Origin of the sequence: Paenibacillus sp. FSL W7-1279, from assembly GCF_037969845.1 — a bacterium.
Classification (GTDB): domain Bacteria; phylum Bacillota; class Bacilli; order Paenibacillales; family Paenibacillaceae; genus Paenibacillus_AQ.
Window position 1 is genome coordinate 838,670 of sequence record NZ_CP150215.1, and the last position, 24,327, is coordinate 862,996.

Genomic DNA, 24,327 nt, shown 5'->3' on the forward strand with positions numbered 1-24,327 from the left:
AGCTTGTCACAATTCAATATGATGTCTGCCGCCGTTCTTGATCGCCCGTTATCCATCGGGGTGAAGCAGGTTCCCATTCCCGAGCCGAAGCCGGATGAAGCCTTGATTCAGGTGTACTGCATCGGCATATGCGGCTCGGACGTGCATTACTATGAGCATGGACGGATTGGCAGGTATGAGGTGAAGGAACCGCTGATTCTGGGGCATGAGCTTGCCGGCGTTGTGGTAAGGACGGGGGAGAAGGTAAGAAATGTCTCCGTTGGTGACCGCGTGGCCGTGGAACCGGGCGTAACGTGCGGGCGCTGCTCTTATTGTAAAAGCGGACGTTACAACCTGTGTCCGGATGTTGTATTTATGGCAACCCCGCCGGTTGACGGGGCTTGGGCCGAATACGTTGCGGTGCGAAGCGACTTCCTGTTCCGGCTGCCGGATGAAATGTCCTTTGAGGAAGGCGCTTTGCTTGAACCGCTGTCCGTAGGACTCCATGCCGTACGACGGGGGCGTATCCGGCCAGAGGACCGGGTGCTCGTGCTCGGACTGGGGCCGATTGGCTTGCTTGCCATGGAGGCGGCCAAAATGTCCGGAGCCTCTCAGGTATATGGCAGCGACGTCGTGGAATACCGGCGTGATCTGGCCCTGCAGATGGGAGCCTCCGGCGTGATCAATCCGATGGGCGAATCCGTTTCGCAGCGATTGAACGAACTTACGGACGGCAATGGCATTGATCTTATTATTGAAACGTCGGGCAACGCCGGGGCCATCGCGGATTCGATCGGATATGTGAACCGGGGAGGCCGGATCGTGTTTGTAGGTCTGCCCACAAAGGATGCGATCCCGGTGGATATTGGCGCTTTGGTTGACGCCGAGCTGGATGTATACGGCGTGTTCCGCTACGCAAACACGTACCCGGCGGCTATTCAGATGCTGCAAAACAAGGCCAGCCGCATACGCGACATCATCACCCACCAATTTTCCTTGGATCAGATCGAGGAAGCCGTAGAGCTTGCTCGCACGTACAAGGACACCAGCGTAAAGGTCATGATCTATCCTCATCCAAACGCTTAAGGTTGTTCGCGGCCTGGAGAGTCGCTTCCGGAGCTGTCGTGTAAATAACGCGCCAATGCAGCGTAATGGACCATCATCAAAAAGCACCGCTCCAACACTTGTCGGAGCGGTGCTTTTTTTCGCGTTACCGGTTAGTTCGGGCGTTCATTACTCATCCAGCTGTCGATGCGCAGATCATCGCCGTAGCTGTCGCGGGCCGAAATTTCGCCGAGCTTCTGCTCGGCATCCTCGCGGGTATCGAACCCGCCGATGACCGCGATGAAGTCGTTGCTGGCCGTCTTAATGAAGGTCACGTCGTCTTCCATATAAATCTCTTCAAGGATGGCGAGGGATTCCCCTTGCGGCATGGCTTCACTGCGGATATAGAAGACCTCGCGCGGGGTTACCGGCTCTCCGGTCGAAGTGAGCTTCAGCTCAATATAGCCGGGGTCTTTATATTCGGATACGGTATGCTTCACGCCATCCTTCAGCTCAACAACAAAACGCATGGCCGAGTCGTCCAGAATCACATTCTCATAGACATCCTTCACCAGCGGCAGAGCCAGCATGTCTTTCTTGAGGGTTTCATAATCAAAATTTCGTACTCCGTTAAACGTGAAGATCAGACGGTTTGGCGCATCCCGATGATCCACTGTGTAGGCCGGGACACTGGAAACGGACTTGCCTTCCTGGTTAAATTGAATTTTTAATACGTCTTCGGAAGCTTCCGTGCCCACGGTAACACCGTCGGTCCGCTCGCCTCCGCCCCCGAACTGCAGAACCTGAACGATGCTGCCCACCACAGGGACTTTGGATAAGGCGTTGGCCACCGTCGGGATGTTGACCACGAATAGCAGGGCAACGGCAGCTGCAACAACGGAAGAGTATCTCGTCAAGCGCATGGAGCGTTTGCGGGCAGCCGCTTTTTTCTGTGCAGCATCGATAACGCCGGTTAGCTGGGCGGGGATTTCAATGTGTTCGTAGCGTTCTTTTCCTGTCATAGGCTATCGACCTCTCCCTCGATTAGATATGATTTTAATTTTCCGATAATACGATAAAACCTGGTCTTGACGGTACTTTCGGACACGGATAACACATCCGCCATTTCTCGAAAACGCAGGTCTTCAAAAAACTTCAAAATCATGTAGGTTTTCTCCTCCGGCAGCAGTCTGTCCAGCGCATCGTACAGATCCATCTTCTCTTCCAGCGGTACGGCATGCTCTTCGGCTGCATAGTCCTGCGTCTGGTCTTCCATATAAGTAACCCGCTTCTTGCGACCGAGATGGTCGATGGCAGCGTTAATGACGATCCGGGTCATCCAGGAATCAAAATACTGCGGCGTGTTCATCCGATCGTAAGCGAGATATCCCTTATAGGTTGCCTCGGAGACGATATCCAGTGCCTCCTGTTCATTTTTGACATAGCAATAGGCTACCCGGTACAACTTGTTTTTGCATTTCTCCATATTTTCGCTGAACTGTTGCTGCTTCGACTCTTTCGCTCTCAGTTCACTCACCCCTAACTACTAGCACTAGTATTCATGTCATGGTACGAATTCGTGTCATCTATTCATTCATTGGCCGGATTGGATCATGCTCAAGTACTTGAGTGCGCTTGACTGATCATTAGACCGTGGAGGGGGCCAAATAGTTTTAACCGGAGATAAAAAAAATCCATGAACTTAACAGAAGTCCTTAACGGTGTTACTATATTAACCATATAAAATGTACGGAGGCCAGAACATGTAGGTTTTTCTACCCTAACCCATACAACTAAATACAGAATTGGGGTAGAAATATGAAGAGGAAATCTTTTCGATATCTCTGGATCGGTCAGGCGCTCGCCAATAGCGGCGATTTATTTTACATTGTCGGTCTGATGGCTATGATCCATGAGATTACAGGATCTGCCATGCTGATGGCAATGGTACCCTTTCTCACGACGATGGCTCGGTTTATAAGCGGGAGCTTTGCACCCGTATTGATGGATAAATACAGCCTCAAGTCACTGCTTGCTTCGTCTCAGATCGGAAAAACGGCCATGCTGTTTCTGCTGTTGGTAACCTGCTATGTGCTGGGAGAGCAGGAGGTGACGGTTTATGCAATTCTCGGATTCGTATTCCTCATCTCTCTGCTCGATGGCTGGGCTGCACCTGCAAGTCATGCCATGCTGCCGCGTCTGGTGGATGCCGCTGAGCTGACGAAAGCAAACAGCTTTGTTGCCATCGTGGATCAGTTGATCCAACTGGGAGGCTGGGCCGTTGGGGGACTGCTGGTCGCAGCCTTGGGCGGAAGCAAGGTGATATGGCTGACCTTTTCCCTGTCCCTGGCAGCCGCTGTCTGCATGAAGATGATCGAGGATCGGCATGAATCCACTCCGGAACAGAATGAGAAGGCGCGCGTTTCGAATTGGCGTTCCATTCAGGAAGGGTGGACACTCATTTGGAAACAGCCTTCTATTCGGGCGATTCACGTGATTTATGTATTGGAGACGATGGCGGGCGTGATTTGGATCGCGGCGACCATCTACGTGTATGTAGCCGATGTGCTGCACAGGGAAGAGGCATGGTGGGGATATATCAACGCAAGCTTTTTCCTGGGACTTATGCTGGGCGGACTGTTTGGCATGAGAGGCGCAGGGCTGATCGACCGCAACATCCGCAAGTTCGTTATCTGCTCTTCCTTCGGCATCAGTATCATGACGTTCGGTTTTGGATTGACCTCGGTGCCTTGGCTGGCCCTGGTGTTCTCGGCAGGCTTCGGCGTTTTTGAACAGCTTAAGGCAGTCTCGCTTCAGACTACACTGCAGCGGGGCGTATCTGTCCATGTATTGCCGAAAGTGTACGCTGCCCAAAGCGCGCTAGTTTCGCTGGTATTCGGCTTATCCACCCTGTTATTTGGTTTCATAACCGATGAATTCGGCGTTCGGGCTACGTATATCATCGCTGCCACGGTGCTGTTCATCTCGGGATGCTACGCATTACGGATACGAACGAGATTGCCGGAGTCAGGGGAGGGGCTTGAACAAGGACGGATCGGCATCGAATAATCATTAAAAAAAGGCGAGCTTAAGGCTCGTCTTTTTTGCATGCATAAATGGATCCGGACACGAGCTACAGCAAGCATCATCAATACGGTTTACTGAACGTGAAACCTTAATAATCGCGGGGCAATACTGGTTTTGAAAATATTTCGAGAATCCGGTTGACAACCCACCTACTACGTATTACGATATACCTGTAGTAGGTCACACTGAATACCGACAACACTGAGCAATGAGGTTGCAAAAATATTTTAAAGAAATTGTTGACATTCCCTACTACTTAGTATTACAATGTACATGTAATGAGTAATACTTAATAGCGTGTTTTTCCAAATGCTATTAAGTAAAAAATTCCCTTAGTACTATGTTATACTGAATATAGGTAATACTGAATAGGGGAGGGACGAAATAAAGGAGGCTTTCCAATATGGAAAATTTAACTGAAATGCTGAAGGGTTCGCTGGAAGGCTGCGTGCTGGAAATCATCAGCCGCCGTGAAACCTATGGCTATGAGATTACCCGCCGTCTGAACGAGCTTGGCTTTACCGAAGTCGTGGAAGGGACGGTCTACACCATACTCGTGCGGTTAGAAAAGAAAAAGCTGGTGAACATTGAAAAGAAACCGTCAGATATGGGGCCGCCGCGCAAGTTTTACTCACTTAATGAGGCTGGCCGTCAGGAGCTTGAATTGTTTTGGGAAAAATGGGATTTCTTATCCTCCAAAATCAACGTCTTGAAGTCAAATTAGCTTCATAAGATATTCCGTCCGATATTTGTGTGGTGCCTTGTTCAGCTTTATATAAAAGGAGGGAAAATAATATGTTGGAAATGTTCAAAAAAATGATTGGTGATAAAAAAGAGTACAAAATGATGATGGCACGAGTTGAAGCCCTTCCAGAGGACTACCAGTTTGTGTTTAAGAAAATTCAAAACTACATGTGGAATTTCTCAACGGGCAACGGGATGGATATGCTGCACATGCAGTATGAATTAATCGAGTTATTCGAAGCCGGTGCAGCCGATGGCAGACAAGTGCTGGAGATCACTGGTGACGACGTGGCGTCCTTTGCCGATGAACTAGTGGCAAACGCTAAAACCTATGTAGCCAAGTATCGGGAAGATTTGAATCAGGATATCTTGAACCGATTGGGAAAAAAATAACTCCAATAGATAATACGACTGATTAGCTGGTTATCAAATGTGACTTACCGCCTTCGCTATTCAGTTAATTTTTGACCTGGTAGTAAGTTATACAGATTATCAGTCATACTAAATAGATGAGTGTAGGTAATCCAGCTCCGCAAGGCGCTTATTATAAGGAGGATAAAATATGAGAAATGCAGCGATTTCTGTAAAAGGGTTAAAAAAATCCTTTAAAGACAAAGAAGTCTTAAAGGGGGTGGATTTTGAGGTGCAGCGCGGCGAAATTTTCGCACTGCTGGGCTCCAATGGAGCGGGCAAGACGACGACAGTCAATATCCTCTCGACGCTGATGAAGCCCGATGGCGGGGAAGTAGGTATTTGCGGCTTTGACGTCCAGCGTCAACCGGATCATGTTCGCCAGAGCATTAGTCTGACAGGGCAGTTTGCAGCTTTGGATGGCATGCTCACCGGGCGGGAAAACCTGATGATGATCGCCAAGTTGCGGGGAGTTTCCAATCCTGCTCAAGTTGCCGACAATCTGCTTGCAAGATTCAGCCTGACCGATGCGGCTAATCGCCGGGCAGACCAGTATTCCGGCGGGATGAAGCGCCGGATTGACATCGCCATGAGCCTGATCGGGACGCCAGCCGTCATTTTTCTCGACGAACCGACGACAGGGCTTGATCCCGAAGCGCGAATTGAAGTCTGGGATACCGTCAAGGAGCTTGCCGGCGGCGGCACGACCATCTTGCTGACGACCCAGTATCTGGAGGAAGCCGAACAGCTGGCGGACCGTATCGCCATCTTGCATAGCGGAAAAATCATCACGACCGGTACGCTTGCCGAACTCAAGGCGATGTTCCCGCCAGCGAAAGTGGAATACATTGAGAAGCAGCCGACATTGGAGGAAATTTTCCTCGCGATCATCGGCAACAAGGAGGCGATGTAAATGAAAAACAAAACAGGGACATTACTAGGACGTTTAATGCGCAACATCTTGCGCAGCCCGGATACGATTATCACGGTGGCGATTACGCCGATTATGATGATGCTGCTGTTTGTCTACGTATTTGGCGGTGCCATAGAGACAGGTACGAACAACTACGTCAATTATTTATTGCCGGGAATCCTGTTGATGGCTGTCGCATCCGGCGTCGCTTACACTTCACTGCGGCTGTTTACGGATATAAAAAGCGGGTTGATGGCGCGTTTCGTTACTATGCCCATCAAGCGCTCTTCGATATTGTGGGCTCACGTGTTGACCTCGCTAGTTTCTAATGCACTTACTGTTGTTGTGGTTTTCCTTGTCGCGCTGCTGATGGGCTTCCGTTCAAGCGCGAGTATCCTGGATTGGCTTGCGGTAGCGGGGATACTAGGGTTGTTTACGCTGGCGCTGACATGGCTGGCGGTCATCCCTGGATTGACAGCGAAGTCTATGGAAGGGGCGACAGCCTACTCGTATCCGCTGATTTTCCTGCCGTTTATCAGTTCGGCCTTTGTCCCCACCGAAACCATGCCTAAAATGGTTCGGGCGTTTGCAGAGAACCAACCCGTGACATCTATCGTGAATACGATTCGTTCCCTCTTGTATGAAGGGTCTGTTGGGAACGGGATCTGGGTTGCGCTTGGCTGGTGCGTCGGCATCATGGTCATCGCTTACTTCTTCGCCAGTAAACAATTTAAACGCCAGTTAGGGTAAGTACACCATGATGAAATAGCCATATCAATAGCCAGCCGCTAGTGAAAGAGGCCCTCCCTTGTTATGCAGGGGAGAGCCTTTTTTTTTGGATTGCTATGTTGTTATCGTGAAGGGCCGATGGCTATCCAGGACATGAAACCATAGGCGAGATTGCAGTTAGGCTGGCGGCTTACTTCTAGGACGGCGGCATCCTCACGCTGGGATTTCAAGGAGATCTGGAAGCCAGGATTATTGCTCATTCCCACAATGATATAGTTGATCCCAGCAAAAGCCTCCTCGAATTGGACGGTCACCTCGGTCAAGGCTTCAGCTCCAAATACAAAAGGCGTCATGCCGAATTGCTGCAGCTTCGGCTGGCCGGCTGCGCTGCGTATTGGCGCAAAGCTTAAATGTTCTGCCGTTACGGCACCTTTAGTCAATTGTTGTCCGGTAACGGCTCCGTCGGCCAGATGGGCGCTTGTGACGGCGCCGTTTGCAAGTTTATCGCTATCAATGGAGCCTTCGGCCAACGTGAAGTTATTGAAGGCATCCGGTCCAAGATGCTTGCAGCCGATGGTTCCGTCGGCAATTTGCGCTCCGGTAAGTGAGCCGTCAGCAATGTGCGTGCTCGTGATGGAAGCCTCGGCAATCTTGCTGCCGTCAACCGATCCTTCGGCCAACGCGAAGTTATTGAAGGCATCCGGTCCGAGATGCTTGCTGCCGATGGCCCCGTCGGCAATTTGCGCTCCAGTGACGGAGCCGCCAGCAATGTGCGCGCTCGTAATGGAAGCCTCGGCAATCTTGCTGCCGTCAACCGATCCTTCGGCCAACGCGAAGTTATTGAAGGCATCCGGTCCGAGATGCTTGCTGCCGATGGCCCCGTCGGCAATCTGGGTACCAGTAAGCGAACCTTCAGCTACATGCAATCCAGTGATGGAAGCCTCAGCAATCTTGCTGCCAGTAACCGATCCTTCGGCCAACGCGAAGTTATTGAAGGCATCCGGTCCGAGATGCTTGCTGCCGATGGCCCCGTCGGCAATCTGGATACCAGTAAGCGAACCTTCAGCTACATGCAATCCAGTGATGGAAGCCTCAGCAATTTTGCTGCCAGTAACCGATCCTTCGGCCAACGTGAAGTTATTGAAGGCATCCGGTCCAAGATGCTTGCAGCCGATGGCTCCGTCGGCGATTTGCAATCCAGTGAGGGAGCCGTCAGCAATGTGCGCGCTCGTGATGGAAGCCTCGGCAATCTTGCTGCCGTCAACCGATCCTTCGGCCAACGTGAAGTTATTGAAGGCATCCGGTCCGAGGTGCCTGCTGCCGATGGCTCCGTCGGCAATCTGCGCTCCAGTGAGGGAGCCGTCAGCAATGTGAGCGCCTGTAATGGAAGCCTCAGCAATTTTGCTGCCAGTAACCGATCCTTCGGCTAACGCGAAGTTATTGAAGGCATCCGGTCCGAGATGCTTGCTGCCGATGGCCCCGTCGGCAATCTGGGTACCAGTAAGCGAACCTTCAGCTACATGCAATCCGGTGATGGAAGCCTCAGCAATTTTGCTGCCAGTAACCGATCCTTCGGCCAACGTGAAGTTATTGAAGGCATCCGGTCCAAGATGCTTGCAGCCGATGGCTCCGTCGGCAATCTGTGCGCCCGTAAGCGATCCTTCAGCAACGTGCTTGCCGGTGATGGAATCGTCAGCAATCTTGCTGCCTGTAATTCCACCGTCCTGCACAAGTTCCGTTGTGATTGCGCCGGCTTCGATATGCTGCGAACCGATGCTGGAAATTTGCAGGTGATGGGGAAGAACGGCACCCTCCGCCAGCTGCCTCGATTTTACGGCCCCCGGCTGCAATTGATCGACGCCAACGCTGTCCGGCTGCAGGTGGACATGACCGACAGACTGATTTCCAAGATGCGCTGCGTTGATCGAGTACGGCGCCAGGTGATGGCTTTGAATCGAGAATAATTCAATATGCTTGGAGCTCACAGCGCCTTCGGCAAGATGTCCGCTCTGGATCGACTCTCCGGCGATATGCTCAGGAAGGACAGCGTCGTTCGTGATATGTGCGGACTCTATGCTTTCGGCTTGAATGTGCCGGGCATTGACAGAGCCGGAAGCAAGATGGCGTCCAGTCACCGATCCTTCATCCATATGCTGTGACTTCACAATATCCACGCCCAGATGGTCAGACTGGACGCTCGCTTCTTGCAGATGCACTGCTGAAATGGAAAGAGGCTTGATCTTGTCACCACTCACGGCGTTCGCCTGCAGCGCGGATCCCGAGACCGACGAAGGCGAGAGATGGGCTTCCGTAATCGATTGCGACCCGATTTTTACGCCCGGTATGCTGCCGTCGGCAAACAACGCTTCCGCCGAGCGGCTTTCATCGGCCAAATGGCTTAACATGATGGATTTTTTCTTCAAGTGATAACCATGAATGGCTTCCTGCACGATATGTTTGCCCAGGATGGATTCCAGTCCCAGATGTGCGCCCTCTACAGCTTGCGGAGCGATTTTTTCCGAAGTAACGGCCTTGTTCTGAATTGCTTCGGAAGTCACCGCACTCGGCGAGAGATGAGTGGATTGAACGGCCTTTGGAGCTATTTTGCCAGCAGAGACACTGCTCTCAGCCAGTTTATTAGAAGTTACGGAAAGGTCTGTCAGTTTATCCGTGGTCACGCTTTCCGGAGACAGCTTCGGTGAGGTTACGGCGTGGTCCCCCAGATGTCGAGGCGCAATAACCCCATCGCCGATCGAGGACTCCACGATGCTGCCTGCGGCAATTTTATCTGTCGTTACCGCACCCTGGGCGAGCGCTTGAGTCCGTACGCTTCCCTTCTGCAGATGACGGCTGGCAATAGAGCCATCGGCCAGATGCTGCTCGCGAACCGCACCGTTTTGCAGAGCTTCGGCGCCTACACTGCCCCCTGACAGATGCTGCTGCTGAATGGCCTCACTGGCAATATTGCCGGAGGTCACGCCATGCTTAGCAATAATGGCTCCGCCAACCGATCCAAGCGCAAGCTTTTGGCTCGTCACGCTCTCAGGGGCCAGCGTCTCTTCTCCGACGGATGCGGGTTGAAGATGCTGTTTTCCGATCGCTCCGTCAGCCAGATGCTGCTCCGCTATCGTTTTGGGATGAATGGCGCGCCCTATGACGCTTTGAGGCGCGAGATGCTTAGGTAAGATGCTGCCCTCGGCAATGTGCTCGGCGTTTACTGCATCCGCAGCGAGATGCCGGGTTTGAATGGCATTCGATGCAATTTGGTCCGATTCCACCGTGCCCTTAGCCAGATGGCGCGTTTGGACGGCTTCATTGGCAATTTTGTTAGGAAGTATGCTCTGATCCGCGATTTTCGAAGCCGTCACCGCCTGTTCCACCAGCTTCACCGTATGGACGGATTGATCGGCAAGCTTGGAGCTTGTGACACTGGAATCAGCCAGATGGCGGGCGGATACTGCATTGATGCTGATCTGATCGGAACCGATAGAGCCAGGCCGGATTTGCTCTGATCCTATGGCTCCGTCCGCTAAATGGCGGGCGCTGAGCGAGCCTTCTTCAATATGTCCGGCATTGATGGCACCATCTGCAATTAGGCCTGACCCGATGCTGCCGGCAGCAATATGCTCTGCAGTTACAGCTTCGCTTGCCAAATGCTTACTTTCGATGCTTTGCGGTTTTATGTGGGACGCTGAGATGGCGTCATCGGCGATTTTTTTTCCTGTTACGGCACCTTCACGGATTTTGGTCGAAGTGACTGCATCCTCTGCAAGCTTGGAGCTATGGACGCTCTCATTAGCGAGATGTCGGGTTTCTACGGCGCTGGATGCGATTTTGTCTCCTTGAACCGCTTGGTCTTCGAGCAGGTCGGTTGTCACGAGAAGCTGTTGAAGATGACGTGCAGTAATAGCCCCATCCGCGATTTTATCGCTAACTACGGCGTGGTCTGCCAGCTTCTGCGAGGTTATACTGCCATCCTTGATCTTGCTGGCATTCACGGAACCGTCTCGAAACTTGCGCGTAGATAAGATGCCATCCATTAGATGTTCACCCGTGACCGATAATGGCGCAATTTTTCCTGAGGTCACGGCTTCGTCGGCAATGTGCAGACTGGTGATGCTGTAGTCTTGTATGGCTTCAGGCCCAACGGCACCACGCGACAGCTTGGATGCTGTGACCGCTCTCGAAGCGATCCGGCTTTCGGTTACCGCATATTCCCCTATATCCTCTGTATATATGAATGCGCCCTTAATTTCAGGCATTTCCTTCTCCATAATCAGCTGCACATGCTCGATCTCCATCTCGGGAAGGGAGGGGGGATCGGTAGGCACGGTCAGGGTGTCAGCGGCTACAGCCTCTTCTGTAGGTAAGCTGGAATCTTCGTCAGATCTCGATAATGGGTTGTTTTCTTTGTTTTCTTTTTCTTCTTGTTTTAATTCCATGATGCCGATAAGATCCTCATCCAGATCCATAATGGTTGCTGCTGAAAGAATGTGGGCATCTTTATCTTTTTTTGGGCTGCGTCCTTTATTTCGCTCGAGCAGATCGAGTTCCCTCGTAGTGGGATCTACCCTGTAGGGCTGGGAAGAGGAAGATGATGGGCTTTTCTTCTTTTTCTTCAAAACAACACGCTCCTTCCGAATACTCATCGTCTCCGGTATCATATGCAGCCGTTTAGGCGGCTGTCACTGGTCTTTTGGGATTCGACAAACGAAAGGGCAGCGTAACATGGAAAAGGACCCGGCCAAAGGCCGAGTCCTTGATTGAGCGCTAGAAAGCACATATAAAATTTAACCCCTGACGGCCGGTAACGGCTGTACAGTCGGTTCCGTATTTGAAGTTTCTTCAAGAATCTTTGCTTCTAAAACGACAAAAGCCCTGCCTCTCTTTCGTCCTTGCGGCTCCGATGACCGCGCCAGTGTGAATCAGAAATCCGTTCCATAAAACTCTTACTCTTAGGGTCATAAAATAGGAATTTGCACTTCAACAGAGATGTAAATAACCATGTTTCGAGGAACTAACGGGGTTAAACTTCATATAACAATTACTTATTATAGCACAGGTACTCGTAATAAGCAAAGATATTCAAATGTATATTAGAATGTTATGCAAAAACGCTTGATTTTTTCTGGAAATCCAACGATATTCATATTAACAGTTTTTTCTTGCAAATTCTGCTGTTGGGATCTTAAGTTGTAGCATCATGTCGAATACGTTCGGATTCACACCTGCCTTGCCGATGTTTATTATCTGTTAATGAAAGTAGGCGAACGATGCAACTGTATAAGTCTTTTCTTAAACAGCTAATCCGGAACTATATGATCGGGTCCATTGCAGCTGTGCTTGTTGTGGGTGGCGTATTAATGGTAACGACTCTGGAAATTCCTATTGAGGAAGGCGCGCGTCTTGTGGTCATACTGACCATTTCATTCATGGTGATGATTGCGTCCGAGCTGACCGTCTTTCTTCGGCATTTACGACCGATTCACGCGGGGTTTCATGAAGGACATACGGATTTGGAAACGTTGGAAAAAGCATATTTGAGCATACACCGTATGCCGCGTTTGGCGGTATACCGTATATTCGGACCTCATCTGCTCGGCTTGTCGCTTCCGGCCATTCTGCTGACGGTTTGGATGATGGAGCAGGGCAAACTGAATTTTCCGCCGTTCTATATATGGCTGGCTTGCCTGGGGGCGGTCCTGCTAGCCAGCTGTCATGCCATGATCGAATTTTTCCTGACGATAGCCGCCATTCGCCCTTTGATCAAGGAGATTCGGCGGCAGGCGTTATCTCGTTATGGCGTGGACTTCTCCCTTGAGGGCCATGTATTCATGGCGATTCGGACAAAATTTTTGCTCAGCACGATGTTAATCGGCACTTTTCCGCTGTTTTTGTTTAGTCTGGCGGTCCAGATTCGTCTGGAGGGGCTCAGCCAGATCGTAGCTCAGCAGTACTGGGGCTGGGCGGGATTTATATTGCTGCTTGGCGTCGGTTTTGCTTATATCGGCGCCTGGCTCTTGACCCAGGATTTACAGCGGCCGATCCGGCAGCTGTACCGGGCGATGAATGAGATTAAGGAGGGGCGTCTGATTCAGACCTCCAATCTCTATTCTGATGAATTTTCCAATCTGATCGCGGGTTTCAATATGATGGTTCGCGGGCTGCAGGTGCGCGAGGAGCGAAACCGCAAGCTGCTGGACAGTTATTTTGCCGCCCTGGCAGCGGCGCTGGATGCCAGAGATCCTTACACGGCCGGCCATTCGCTTCGGGTAGCGGAGTATTCGGTGTTAATCGGCCGTCTGGCGGGACTCAGCGAAGAGCAGGTTGATCTGTTGCACAAGACGGCATTGCTGCATGATATCGGCAAGATCGGAGTTCGGGACAATATTTTGCTGAAGGAAGGGAAACTGACGGCAGAGGAGTTCGATCAGGTAAAGGCCCACCCGGCTCAAGGAGAGAACATTCTGCTGCAGATCGAGCCTGCCGATGCCATGGCTCCTTATCTGGAAGGGGTACGGTCCCATCATGAGCGCTATGATGGAGGCGGGTATCCTGACGGGTTGAAGGGGAAGGAGATTCCGTTGTTTGGACGGATTATTGCCGTGGCCGATGCCTATGATGCCATGACGTCGGACAGGCCGTACCGCAGCGGCATGAAATCGGCGGATGCCTTGAACATACTGGAAGCCGGCAGGGGAACCCAGTGGGACCCCGATTATGCGGGCATATTCGTTAAATATATGAAAGCGGAGAAGAAGGTCATTACGATCCGCTAGTAGATGGATAAGCAGGGAATCGCAGCTGATTCTATGGATAGGAATGAGAAGAGACCGTACCTGTGCAGGTAAACGGCCTCTTTTTTGTGCGCCTGTCGTTAAAATATCACTGCCCTCAGGGCAGCCAATAAATGGGTACTCGGCTGCTTCGAGAGTCGGCGAGGAGTGAATACGGAAATTAGATCATCTGGTGAGCCGTATCGATTTCCGTGCTTTCTTCATGTTTCACATGCTTCTGTTTGCGATGCATCCAGCTTGCCAGCCATGTGCTGATCTCATACAGACCGATGAGCGGGATGGCAACCATCAGGTGAGATACGAGATCAGGCGGTGAGATCAGCGCCGCAATGATCACCAGAACGACGTAGGCATACCGCCTCATCGTATGCAGGATAGCCGGGCTTAATATGCCTATTCGCGTCAGAAACAGGACAACAACGGGGAGCTCGAAGGCAAGGGAGAGCGGGATGATGATATTGAACATGAATCCGAAGTACTGGGCGACGCCGTATGTTTCGACAAGGTCCATCTGACTGTTGATTCCTGTCGTAAAAGCAAGACTCATCGGAAAAACGACAAAGTACGCAAAGGCAACCCCTATAAGAAAACATAACGCGGAGAAAGGGATAAACCGAAGGGCCGCTCTCTGCTCGCGGTTGTTCAGTCCCTGATTGACGAACAGCCATATTTGATAAAGGGCAAACGGCAGGGTAGGAAGCAGCGATAATACGATGCTTATGCTCATATAGATGCGCAGTCCGTCCCAAGGCGAGAACACGTTCCAGGTTACCTGAAAGGCCGGTGAGTGATGCTTTAACATGGATAACACATGAGGGGCGGCAATGAGGCCTGCCGCCATGCTCAGGATGAAGACGGCAGCTACCAGCAGGATTCGTTTTCTAAGTTCGGCGATGTGCTCGAGCAGCGTCATGGTACTTTTGAACTCCATAGGCTTCGTCACTCCTTTGGTCATCATCGGAAGATGGGCGTGCAGCGCTGTTTTTTCGTTTTGTTCAATTCCTTCAGTTCAAATGTATTATATCCCTCCTGCATTTTTTGATGGATTTCCTGGATGCTTTTCACATCCTCAAAAGAATATCGACGATTTCCTCCCTTCGTACGCTCCGGAAATATAAGCTTTCGTTCCTCGTAATACCGAATTTGCCGTTCCGTCAAGCCGGTCAGTTCGCAAACAACCCCAATACTCATCACCTTACTCTCCATAATCTTTACCTCCTATGTAAGTATTGTTAACCCTGAGCTATTGTTCCTGGCTTGGGATTAAAAACGAAGAAGATAAAACGGCAATAATTTTGGCGATTTCATTTTATTTGGAAGGATTTATGACATGATTTTATGAAAAAGAAGGAAAAAAAGCAATCGTTTTTCAAAAATAAAAAAACTGTGTAAGAAAACCTAACAAAATTTAAGCCAAACCTTGTTTTCTCTGCTAAGATCGGCTCATGAATCCAATCACAACTAGCGAAGGAGTGAACGAGGGTGGCTACAAAAGAACAACCAAAAGAGATGACCCGGAGGCAATTTCTGACGACTGTTGGCAAGGTGGGTGGATCTGTCGCCGTCTTCAGCTTGATGGGTACGATGGGGCTCCTTACGCCGGAAACGTTGAAAGCAGCAGAATATACGCCTCCCGGAAAAAATGACCTGACTCTAAGCGGCCGCGGCGGCAAGAAGATTATTATTCTCGGCGCAGGAATCGCGGGTTTGACGGCAGCGTATGAGCTTGGTCTGGCAGGTTACGATTGCACGATATTGGAAGCGAAAAGCTTTGCCGGCGGGCGCAATTGGACGATCCGCAAAGGAACCTCCGTTGCGGAGATCGGATTTGGCCGTCAGACTTCCCGCTTTGATAACGGGCTGCACTTCAATGCAGGCCCGATGCGGATTCCGCAGTTTCACGTCACGCTGGATTATTGCAAGAAGTTTGGCGTAGCCATCGAGCCATTCAACAATGTGAATGAGAGCGGCTACTACTATAACGAGAACGTGGGGGCTTTATCCGGGCAGCGCGTCCCCAAGCGTGCAGCCAAAGCCGACGTGCGCGGTTACGTGGCCGAGATGTTGGCCAAAGCCGTGAATCAAAATGCGCTGGATCTGCCGCTGACAGCGGAAGAGAAGCTGAAGCTGGTGGATTATCTGAGGGCCGAAGGCGATTTGAATCCGGATCTGTTCTACAAGGGATCCGAGCGCGGCGGGTATAAGGATGAGCCGGGAAGCCGCCTGGATGCCGGTGTGCTCCGGGATCCATTCGATTTGAAGGCGATCATCAATTCCGGCTTCGGCAAATATTTCAGCAACGAGTACGGTTACGACCAGCAGATGATGATGTTTCATCCCGTAGGCGGCATGGACGCCATCATCAAGGCATTTGAGAAAAGAATCGGCAACCGGATCAAGTACCGGGCAGAGGTGAAGGAAATTCGCCAGTCCTCTTCCGGTGTGCGGATCGTGTACACGGACGGCAATTCCGCCAGAGAGCAAGAAATCCGCGGCGATTATTGCATCTGCACCATACCGTTGACGGTATTGAAGAAGATCCCGGCCGATTTCTCGCCGGAGATGTCCAAAGCGATCAGCAGCGTCGGTTACGCTTCCGCAGGTAAAATCGGCCTGCAGTTCAAACGGCGCTTTTGGGAAGAAGACGAATATTTATATGGCGGCAGCAGCTTGACGAATATGGACATTACGCAAATCTACTATCCGCCGACAGACTATTTTGGAAAGAAGGGGATTCTGCTTGGTTATTATGCATACGGGGGCACTGCCGATAAAATCGGGGCCATGTCGTATGCCGAACGCGAGCGACTTGCACTAACGCAAGGCGCTAAGATTCATCCACAGTATCCGAAGGAGTTCGAGGCATCCTTCTCCATCGACTGGAAAAAGACTAAATACCAGGAAGGCGGCTGGGTATCCTATTCCGCCAACGACAGGAAAACCTACTACCCTACCCTCTGCAAGCCGGATAACCGTATTTACTTGGCAGGGGAGCACATCAGCTACATCACGGCTTGGCAAGCAGGGGCCATTGAGTCCGCCCGGGAGGTCGTAACCGACATCCATCAACGCGTAATGAAAGCGTAAATCGAAAGGAGACGATTCCATGAAAAATCAACTGAAGACGATCCTGGCGCTGGCCATGCTGATCAGTGCGGTGAGTGTAACCGCCGCGTATGCCGACAGCTCTTCCGCCTATAAGAAGCCGACCAAAGCTTCACCCGCCCCGAAATTTTACGGCAGTCCCACATCCTCTATTTCCAGCGGGGTTATCATACCCGAAGGGGCTTCCTATCTTTATACAAGCGGGACGGTTCCGCCCTTGCTGAACAAGGATGGCAAGACGGTTTATGAGCGCTATGGCGATACCAAAACCCAAGGAATCGGCATCCTGAAGGAGATCGAGAAACAGCTGAAGGAGCAGGGGCTGACGATGAAGGATGTCGTCTATTTGAGAGTATACTTAACCCCGGATGCAGCCAAGAACGGAGCTTTTGATTATACCGGCTGGTTTGACGCATACGCCCAGTTTTTCAATACGAAGGAGAATCCCGTGAAGCCTGCGCGTTCTACCGTGGGAGTAGCGAGCCTCGTGAATGCCGATTGGTTAATTGAGATTGAAGCCGTAGCGGTATACCCTGGCAAGGATAAGAAAAAGTAAGTTGTTCTTGTTCCACGTAGTCGGCTGATCGAATAGCGCTGGCTTTTACAAATGAACGGTCACCATCACATATTAAAGGAGTTGGGTTCCATGTTTCAAAATGTCGGCTTTGTCGGATTGATGATGATCCTGATTGTCGTGCTCATTCTGTTCGGTCCTTCCAAGCTGCCGGAGCTTGGGCGGGCGGTGGGCCGCACGTTGTCTGAATTCAAAGCTTCCGCCAGAGACTTGGTTGGGGAAGATAAAGAAGAGGAAAAGGGCAAGGAGAGGGAAAGGGAGGGAGCGGTCATCAAACTGAAAGGGTGATCAGGCCGTTTCATCCAGCCCTCAGCACTATGAGATTGGATATGTATGTACAAATGAAGCTGTCCCGTGGAGCTGCTGTAGCCCATGGAGACAGCTTTTTTGAATGTTTGGACTTTGAGATCAATGCGAGGACTGAAACTTCGCGATGACATCCTTTGCCAGGATTCAGAGAAACTTCTGAGGGGTATACACAAGTACAGGCAATTCTACATTTCATCATTCATTACTCTATGAGGAGCTGATATTATGGATAGCAACGTATTTAAAGGGAAATGGAAACAGATGAAGGGTGAAGCGAAGAAGCAATGGGGGAAATTGACGGATGACGATCTCGATGTGATCGACGGCCAGAAGGATAAATTGGTTGGCAAGCTGCAGGAACGTTACGGACATACGAAGGATGCGGCGGAGCGTGAATATACCGATTGGAGTGCAAGATACCGCGACTAGTCTAAAGGACGATAAGGGAGGCAGAACGAATCATGTTGGAATCCCGGGTTGTGACCGGCAAGGTGATCGATATTCGTAACGGCAAGGTGTTTACCTTACACGGAGACATGGTCAGCACCTATCATTTGGGATACTATGAGATGATGAATGAGGAAGTTCTCCCTGTCAGAGACAGTCAGCAGGCGGCATCTTCCACCGCGGGGCTACTGGCGGAGGAAACTGCCGAATCCTCCGGCTGGCTCCGCAGGGAGTGGAAACCGCTGACCAGCTTCATAACCGCTTGGAGAAAGAGTGCAAATCGAGCCTGATTTGCGCTCTTTTTTTGCCTTTTTAAGCTTGGATGTCCAGGCCCTGAGCCATGGGAAATTCATGTGAGTTTTATATTTGAAAAGTCATATTGACTTGGGTCCGATGCGGTGTAGAATGAGGTCAAAAGGAAGTTTGATCAGCCCATTTAGGGCGGAGAATGCTTCGTGCTGCATAGAAGAGCGGGGGCTGCAGAGGCCTTTCATGTCATTCATATTTTATATCATGAACGGAGGGAGGGGGCGAGGTGGGAATGGTTGCACTCGTAGTCGGGGCCACAGGGCTTGTGGGGCGTATGGTAACCGAAGAACTGCTGGGGCGCGAGGAGCTTGAAGAGGTTCGCGTGCTGGTACGAAGTCTTCCTGATATAACGCATCCCCAGTTGAAGCCCATCTTGGTGGAATGGGATCAACTGGATCGATACAGCGATGCTTTTTCTGGCGTCCACAGCGTGTATTGCTGCCTGGGAACCACGATCAGGAAAGCGGGGTCCCAGCAGCAATTCCGTAAAGTGGATGTGGATTATGTCATCAAGACAGCGGAGTTGGCTAAGCGGCACGGGGTGAGACAATTTATGGCGGTCAGCTCCGCAGGCGCTAATCCGAAGGTTCGTAATTTCTATCTTCGTACCAAGGGGGAGGTTGAAGAAAAGCTGGCCGGGATTGGCTTTCGGGGGCTGCATCTGTTCAGACCGTCATTATTGCTGGGCGAGCGGCCCGAGCGGCGGTTTGGAGAGCGGGTGGCATCGGTTCTCATGACTTCCCTCGACTTTGCATTCAAAGGTCCGAAGCTGGCCCCATACCGGGCCATACCAGCGCGGAAAGTAGCCAGATCGATGGTGAATATCGGCTTAACGGATATGAAAGGCCACCATGTATACACCAATGAAGTCATTCATGTTCTCGGCGAGGCCGCTGAATAAATTTGCCAGAGCACCCTTGGCAGATTACAATGTACACAGATAGGAATACATAGAAAGGGTGACAGACCATGAGTAAACATATCATATCGACCAACAAAGCACCGGGAGCTATCGGGCCTTACAGCCAAGCTGTAGAAATCAACGGATTCGTCTATACCTCAGGCCAGCTCGGCCTGAATCCGGAAACGGGTGAATTCGGCGAGGGAGTTCAGGAGCAGGCGAAGCTGTCTCTTAGCAACGTGAAGGCGATCCTTGAAGCAGCCGGGACAAGCCTCGACCATGTGGTGAAAACCACCGTATTCTTGAAGGATATGAATGATTTTGCAGCGGTTAACGAAGTGTACGGCAGCTTTTTCTCCGAGCCCTACCCTGCTCGCAGCGCCGTTGAGGTTGCTCGTTTGCCGAAGGACGGACTGGTTGAGATTGAAGTCATCGCCGTTAAGCCATAAGCGATATGATCACATGTGAAAGGGAGCTTTGCCAATGCAGGCAAAGCTCCCTTTTTTATGCTCTATTGAATTTTAACGATATTGAAAAGGGTGCGAACTAATCTCATAGACGAGCAAGGGAAGCTTTTCGTTAAGGCTCGGTTTAATATCGCGATCTTCTCCGATTGCGGGTAAAGAAGAGCCATATGGCATATACAAACAGGACGATAGAGAGTACAAAGGCGGTCATTAAAATGCTGTCGGTCTCCCGATGCTCGGCCGCGATGGCGATGTAAGCCCAGGTGAAGACCAGCGGCACGATGCTGTCCCGGTAACGCTGGCCGATCCATATGGCGAGTAATGCACCGATGCAGAGCAGCACAATCCCCAAAGTGGTTTCGCGCAGGCCGAAAAGGCTCCAGTCATTCTTCTGAAACACGATTCCGACGTTGACGATAAAGGCAGGGCATACCCAGCCGATATATAGGCTGAACGGCAATTTCAGACAAAACTTTTCCCCTGACGTCGGATAGTCGATCGTATGCGTGCGGGCATATAGAACCCATAAGGTTAACAGCAGCAGGAAAATCACCACGACAGACCATTCAATATACAAATAGTGCCACAAAATAAGCCATGCCATATTGAATACACAGCTGAGGATAAACCATGGACCGATGGATTTTACCGAATCGCGGTTTCCGGTGTCGCGACGCAGCTGATAGATGACAAAAAAGAACAGCAGCACATAGATGACGGACCATATGGAAAAGGCATATCCTGCGGGGGTGATCGCTGTATAATACATATCTGATATCTCCCCGGTTGTTCTGCCGCCAAGCGGCAGCATGCCTGATAACACATTCACGGCAATTACACCGGCGAAAAACAGCAGATTCCACCAGCGGTACGGGTTGTTGCGGTACAATAAAATCTCCTCCTGATATCAGTCTGGAATATATAGAATATACCCAAAAGAATGAATATCGAGCCAGCAGCCAAGAAAGGGGCACCGCCCCTTCACTTAACTCATAGGTTTCTTCCGGTATTCGTTGGGCGTGAAACCCTCCATCTTTTTGAACACTTTGCTGAAATACTTCTCATCCTGGTAACCAACCATCTCCGCGATTTGGGCGATCCGGATCTGGGGATTGAGCAGCAGCGTTTTGGCTTTGTCGATACGAATCCGCCCGAGAAAATCCGATAACGTTACGCCGAATTCCTGCTTGAATTTTCGCGAAATGTACTCCCTGCTAAGAAAGAATTTCCCCGCAATTTGCTGAAGGGAAATCTCCTCATGATAGTGCTGCTCCAAATAGTGGGCAATATCATGAATGATGTGACTGTCCTTGGAATGAATCTGGGTAAGAACCCGGGATGCTGCATACAGCCTTCCGCTGATCTGCTCGCGCCAGCGATCCCAGCAGATCATTCCCTCCTCGCTGTAAGGAAGCGGGGAAGGGAGGTCCTGCGAGATTTCAGCGTCTTCGATGGGCTCCTGCGTGCTTTTCACTTCATTTTCCGTCCAATGATACTGGATCCAGTCCCACTCCGAATTCCATCTCGCCAGATGCTCCGGTGATACGAGATCCCTCTCTCTCACATCGTGCAGCCATTCTTCCGTGGCTGCCTCAATGCGCTCCTTGCTCCCGCTAAGTGCAGCCAGTTTGAATTTCTCCTCGTAGGAGGAGAGCCGAAGGGTGCGCGAGCCTTCGCTTTCAACGGCGCGTTCGCGATGGATACGGGATTTGCCGGTTAATAGATTGCGGCTGCACAAAGCTTGGACGGCATTTAGATAAGCCTTCGGCAGATCATCGGGAAAGGCGCCTGCTCTGGCGGCACCGAAATGGCTCCGCCTGCGAAGGGTGGAGAAGAACCCGTCATTGATTCGATCGAGTACGTCGTTAAAGGGAAGCCGCGGATTCCAACAGAGGATCATGATTTCCCCGGGCTTGTCGATATGTCGAAAGGCAACCCCCTGATCCATCAACAGCTCATTGCAAATATTGATGAGCGTGAAGGATAGCAGATGGCGCCTGTTGCGGAATTTGGACAGCAAAGCTTCGTCAAATTGATCATCGCGTAGGACGGCAACGTTATAGATCATGCCGGTTACCGGCAGCGTCATCCGGTTCCGCAATTGAGAAACCACGCTGTCCCTGTTGCCGTAGCCGTTCACCAGATCCGAGAGCAGGCGGTCCATATAGAAAGGGGTCATCTGATTCATTTCAATATTCTGGTTAGTAATCTGCTGCCGCTTCTCTTCCTCGAGCTGCCAGGTTTGAACCGCTTTGGCCAGCGCTTCGTTCAAGCTGTCCGGTTCAACGGGCTTGAGAATATAGTCAATGCCTCCCGAACGGATCGTATGACGCACATATTCAAAATCATCATATCCGCTAATGACGAGCACTTTAATATCCGGTTTCGTAGTATGGAGCCAGGTAAGCAGCTCCAGTCCGTTTTTGCGGGGCATTCGCATGTCGGTCATGACAATTTGCGGTTTGTTCTCCTCGATTAAGCGGACCGCTTCCTCCCCGTCAGCGGCCTGATCAATTTCCGTGATGCCATGCCGCTTCCAGTCTGCCAGAAGCCCTATAGCCTCCCGCACATGCTGTTCGTCATCTACGATCAATACTCTCATTCTACTGTTCACTCTCCCATGCGTTGATATCGAGCGTGACCTTGACGCCGTGTGGTATTACATTCTCTATCGTTAATCCGGCCTTGTTGTCGGAGTATAAGTTCAATCGCATCAAAACATTTAAGAGCCCAATCGATTCATTGCCGGCATCGTTCCGGTCAGGGTGGCCGTAAGCGGTCGCAAGCTTGCTGCGAATCAAAGCGAGCTCGGCTTCTTCGATGGAGGACCCGTTATTTTCAACGATGACGATCAAGCGGCGATCTTCCGCGATGCGGGAAGATATGGATATATGGCCGACGCCGGCGTGCGTATTCATGCCATGCTTAAAATAATTCTCAACAATCGGCTGCAGGATCATCTTCGGAACCGGAGTCGTAAGGCTTTCGGGATCCAAATCCCATGTGATGTCCAGCTGGTCACGGAACCGCTGCTTCTGCAGCTCAAGATACAGCCGCACATGGTTGATCTCATCCTGCAGGGTCACTTTGCCCTCGCTGTTGCGCATATTGTAGCGCATCATATTCGCCAGCGATGAGAGCAGGGAATAGATCCGCGGCACATTATGCTGCAGGGCCAGGGTACCGATCGACTGGAGCGAATTGTACAGAAAATGCGGATCAATCTGCGCCTGAAGTGCCTTCAGCTGATTGGTCTTATTGGCGATTTCCAGCCGGTACTCACGCAGGATCAGGTTGTTGATGGTGTCCATCATCGTTCGGAAGCGGCGGGAGAGAATCCCGATCTCGTCCGGGCTTGTTACGTCAATATCCACGTCAAGCCGACCGGTTTTCACCTGATTCATATAGCTTGTGAGTTGTTTAATGGGTCTTGTAATCCGAATGGATATCCATAGCGTGCCGAATATGACAATGAACAGTGCTAAAATCGCAATAATCGCATTAATGCTCGTTAGTTCTGTCGAATGCTTGTACAGCGTTTGATGCGGAATTTGTTTGACAAGCGTCCAGGGCGCATAAGGCAAATCGAGTTTCTCATATACGATCATCGCGTCTTTGCCATCGTAGTAACCATTTTCTGCTTGAGCGATTTCGCCCATGAGCACAGGGTCGTCCAGACGTTGCCCCCGCTGCTGCGGATCCGGACTGTAGATGATGATTCCCTTGTCATCAATCAAGTATAGCTGTTCTTCCCCTTTGGCATACAGTTGATCGCAAATGGCCAAAATACTGTCAAGTTTCACATCGATCGCCATAAGGGCATATTGGTCGGGTGACGGTACGTTGGTGATGGAGCGATAGAAGGTGAAAACTTCAAAATTCAGAATGTCCGCAGGCCGCGGAGGGAACCCGTAACTGTGCACCTGATGGACGGGCTCGATGGCCGTATTGCCCGGGCCGAACTCTTCTATTTTACGGTAAGGCGCCTGCCGGAATTCCCTGCGAGGCAGATTGCTGGATATCTGGGTGGACTGTCCCGTCAAATGATTGTGCAGATAAATTTGATGCACGTCCTGCGTGCCCGTTTGAATGGCCTGCAAGGTCGTATACAGCTCGGCCACCACCCGGTGATTATCGGGATCCAAGGCAAGATTGCGCAAAAAATGGGGATCGGAATATACGGACAGGGAGGCGCGGTCGATGACGCGTAAATAGTTCATCAGATTGGTGGCTCCTTGGTAAATCAGCCGTATATTTTCATCCACCGTCTGCTCCTTCACGGACTCGCGGGTATGCGTAAACGTAATGTAAAGCGACAGCAGAAGCGGAATGGTTGTGACAGCGAGCATGAATGTGATCAGCCGGGTCTGGATGCTGCGGTATTTCATATAGGATCACCCCCTGAGTTATGGAATGGGCATCGCGTATGGTCAATATTTTACACCTAACGGTTCATGATTCTCCGTGTTTATTGTTTACAGGTTACCGCATAATGGCTGTACATCATACAA

The 24,327-nt window shown here is 51.0% G+C and carries 22 protein-coding genes; 14 read left to right on the forward strand and 8 right to left on the reverse strand.

Features of this window, described 5'->3' with window-relative positions; genetic code table 11:
• Window positions 1–3 precede the first annotated feature (3 nt).
• Window positions 4–1,065 carry an NAD(P)-dependent alcohol dehydrogenase gene (locus MKY82_RS03580; RefSeq protein WP_339295500.1) on the forward strand — a complete coding sequence of 354 codons (1,062 nt, stop codon included), beginning with the start codon at window positions 4–6 and terminating at the stop codon, window positions 1,063–1,065.
• A 131-nt stretch (window positions 1,066–1,196) separates the two neighbouring features.
• Here the strand turns inward: MKY82_RS03580 and MKY82_RS03585 are convergent, their stop codons facing one another.
• Both MKY82_RS03585 and MKY82_RS03590 read right to left on the reverse strand, forming a co-directional pair.
• A complete protein-coding gene (locus MKY82_RS03585; RefSeq protein WP_339295501.1) occupies window positions 1,197–2,045 on the reverse strand; it encodes a hypothetical protein in 849 nt (282 codons plus the stop codon).
• The gene (locus tag MKY82_RS03590) at window positions 2,042–2,560 is read right to left on the reverse strand and encodes a sigma-70 family RNA polymerase sigma factor (RefSeq protein ID WP_339295502.1); all 519 of its coding nucleotides are present in this window, start codon (window positions 2,558–2,560) and stop codon (window positions 2,042–2,044) included. The genes MKY82_RS03585 and MKY82_RS03590 overlap by 4 nt, the downstream gene beginning before the upstream one ends.
• A gap of 281 nt (window positions 2,561–2,841) precedes the next feature.
• Between MKY82_RS03590 and MKY82_RS03595 the strand changes: the two genes are divergently transcribed.
• The 5 genes from MKY82_RS03595 (at window position 2,842) to MKY82_RS03615 (ending at window position 6,928) form a co-directional block, all read left to right on the forward strand.
• Window positions 2,842–4,092 (forward strand): MFS transporter, encoded by a 1,251-nt coding sequence (locus MKY82_RS03595; protein WP_339295503.1) that lies wholly within the window; start codon window positions 2,842–2,844, stop codon window positions 4,090–4,092.
• A 421-nt stretch (window positions 4,093–4,513) separates the two neighbouring features.
• Window positions 4,514–4,834, forward strand: coding sequence for a PadR family transcriptional regulator (locus MKY82_RS03600; RefSeq protein WP_071222099.1), 321 nt, complete (start codon window positions 4,514–4,516; stop codon window positions 4,832–4,834).
• Between the two features lie 71 nt (window positions 4,835–4,905).
• A complete protein-coding gene (locus tag MKY82_RS03605; protein ID WP_194540783.1) occupies window positions 4,906–5,247 on the forward strand; it encodes a DUF1048 domain-containing protein in 342 nt (113 codons plus the stop codon).
• A gap of 169 nt (window positions 5,248–5,416) precedes the next feature.
• Complete coding sequence (locus MKY82_RS03610) at window positions 5,417–6,178, forward strand: ATP-binding cassette domain-containing protein (protein WP_194540784.1); 762 nt, start codon at window positions 5,417–5,419, stop codon at window positions 6,176–6,178.
• Window positions 6,179–6,928: an ABC transporter permease gene (locus MKY82_RS03615; RefSeq protein ID WP_194540785.1), complete on the forward strand. Its 750-nt coding sequence runs from the start codon at window positions 6,179–6,181 to the stop codon at window positions 6,926–6,928.
• A gap of 101 nt (window positions 6,929–7,029) precedes the next feature.
• Here the strand turns inward: MKY82_RS03615 and MKY82_RS03620 are convergent, their stop codons facing one another.
• Window positions 7,030–11,529, reverse strand: coding sequence for a WIAG-tail domain (locus tag MKY82_RS03620; protein WP_339295504.1), 4,500 nt, complete (start codon window positions 11,527–11,529; stop codon window positions 7,030–7,032).
• A 651-nt stretch (window positions 11,530–12,180) separates the two neighbouring features.
• On the opposite strand from MKY82_RS03620, the gene MKY82_RS03625 reads away from it, so the two are divergent.
• The gene (locus MKY82_RS03625) at window positions 12,181–13,686 is read left to right on the forward strand and encodes an HD domain-containing phosphohydrolase (protein WP_071222095.1); all 1,506 of its coding nucleotides are present in this window, start codon (window positions 12,181–12,183) and stop codon (window positions 13,684–13,686) included.
• A gap of 178 nt (window positions 13,687–13,864) precedes the next feature.
• Here the strand turns inward: MKY82_RS03625 and tatC are convergent, their stop codons facing one another.
• Both tatC and MKY82_RS03635 read right to left on the reverse strand, forming a co-directional pair.
• A complete protein-coding gene (tatC, locus tag MKY82_RS03630) occupies window positions 13,865–14,635 on the reverse strand; it encodes a twin-arginine translocase subunit TatC (RefSeq protein ID WP_339295505.1) in 771 nt (256 codons plus the stop codon).
• Window positions 14,636–14,658: 23 nt separating this feature from the next.
• Window positions 14,659–14,910 carry a MerR family transcriptional regulator gene (locus MKY82_RS03635; protein ID WP_339295506.1) on the reverse strand — a complete coding sequence of 84 codons (252 nt, stop codon included), beginning with the start codon at window positions 14,908–14,910 and terminating at the stop codon, window positions 14,659–14,661.
• 276 nt (window positions 14,911–15,186) lie between these two features.
• On the opposite strand from MKY82_RS03635, the gene MKY82_RS03640 reads away from it, so the two are divergent.
• The 7 genes from MKY82_RS03640 (at window position 15,187) to MKY82_RS03670 (ending at window position 19,798) form a co-directional block, all read left to right on the forward strand.
• Complete coding sequence (locus MKY82_RS03640) at window positions 15,187–16,791, forward strand: FAD-dependent oxidoreductase (protein ID WP_339295507.1); 1,605 nt, start codon at window positions 15,187–15,189, stop codon at window positions 16,789–16,791.
• Between the two features lie 19 nt (window positions 16,792–16,810).
• Window positions 16,811–17,365, forward strand: coding sequence for a RidA family protein (locus MKY82_RS03645; RefSeq protein WP_071222092.1), 555 nt, complete (start codon window positions 16,811–16,813; stop codon window positions 17,363–17,365).
• 90 nt (window positions 17,366–17,455) lie between these two features.
• Window positions 17,456–17,671, forward strand: a complete 216-nt coding sequence (locus tag MKY82_RS03650; protein ID WP_071222091.1) for a twin-arginine translocase TatA/TatE family subunit — start codon at window positions 17,456–17,458, stop codon at window positions 17,669–17,671.
• Between the two features lie 246 nt (window positions 17,672–17,917).
• Entirely contained in the window at window positions 17,918–18,121 is a 204-nt protein-coding gene (locus tag MKY82_RS03655) for a CsbD family protein (protein WP_071222090.1), read from the forward strand.
• Between the two features lie 32 nt (window positions 18,122–18,153).
• Window positions 18,154–18,429: a hypothetical protein gene (locus MKY82_RS03660; protein ID WP_339295508.1), complete on the forward strand. Its 276-nt coding sequence runs from the start codon at window positions 18,154–18,156 to the stop codon at window positions 18,427–18,429.
• A gap of 245 nt (window positions 18,430–18,674) precedes the next feature.
• Window positions 18,675–19,349, forward strand: a complete 675-nt coding sequence (locus MKY82_RS03665) for an NAD(P)H-binding protein (protein ID WP_220686639.1) — start codon at window positions 18,675–18,677, stop codon at window positions 19,347–19,349.
• A gap of 68 nt (window positions 19,350–19,417) precedes the next feature.
• Entirely contained in the window at window positions 19,418–19,798 is a 381-nt protein-coding gene (locus MKY82_RS03670) for a RidA family protein (protein WP_071222088.1), read from the forward strand.
• 142 nt (window positions 19,799–19,940) lie between these two features.
• Here the strand turns inward: MKY82_RS03670 and MKY82_RS03675 are convergent, their stop codons facing one another.
• The 3 genes from MKY82_RS03675 to MKY82_RS03685 all read right to left on the reverse strand — a co-directional run bounded on the left by MKY82_RS03675 (window position 19,941) and on the right by MKY82_RS03685 (window position 24,204).
• Window positions 19,941–20,705, reverse strand: a complete 765-nt coding sequence (locus MKY82_RS03675) for a tryptophan-rich sensory protein (protein ID WP_339295509.1) — start codon at window positions 20,703–20,705, stop codon at window positions 19,941–19,943.
• A gap of 96 nt (window positions 20,706–20,801) precedes the next feature.
• Entirely contained in the window at window positions 20,802–22,418 is a 1,617-nt protein-coding gene (locus tag MKY82_RS03680; RefSeq protein WP_339295510.1) for a response regulator, read from the reverse strand.
• A gap of 1 nt (window position 22,419) precedes the next feature.
• Complete coding sequence (locus tag MKY82_RS03685; RefSeq protein WP_339295511.1) at window positions 22,420–24,204, reverse strand: histidine kinase; 1,785 nt, start codon at window positions 24,202–24,204, stop codon at window positions 22,420–22,422.
• Window positions 24,205–24,327 lie beyond the last annotated feature (123 nt).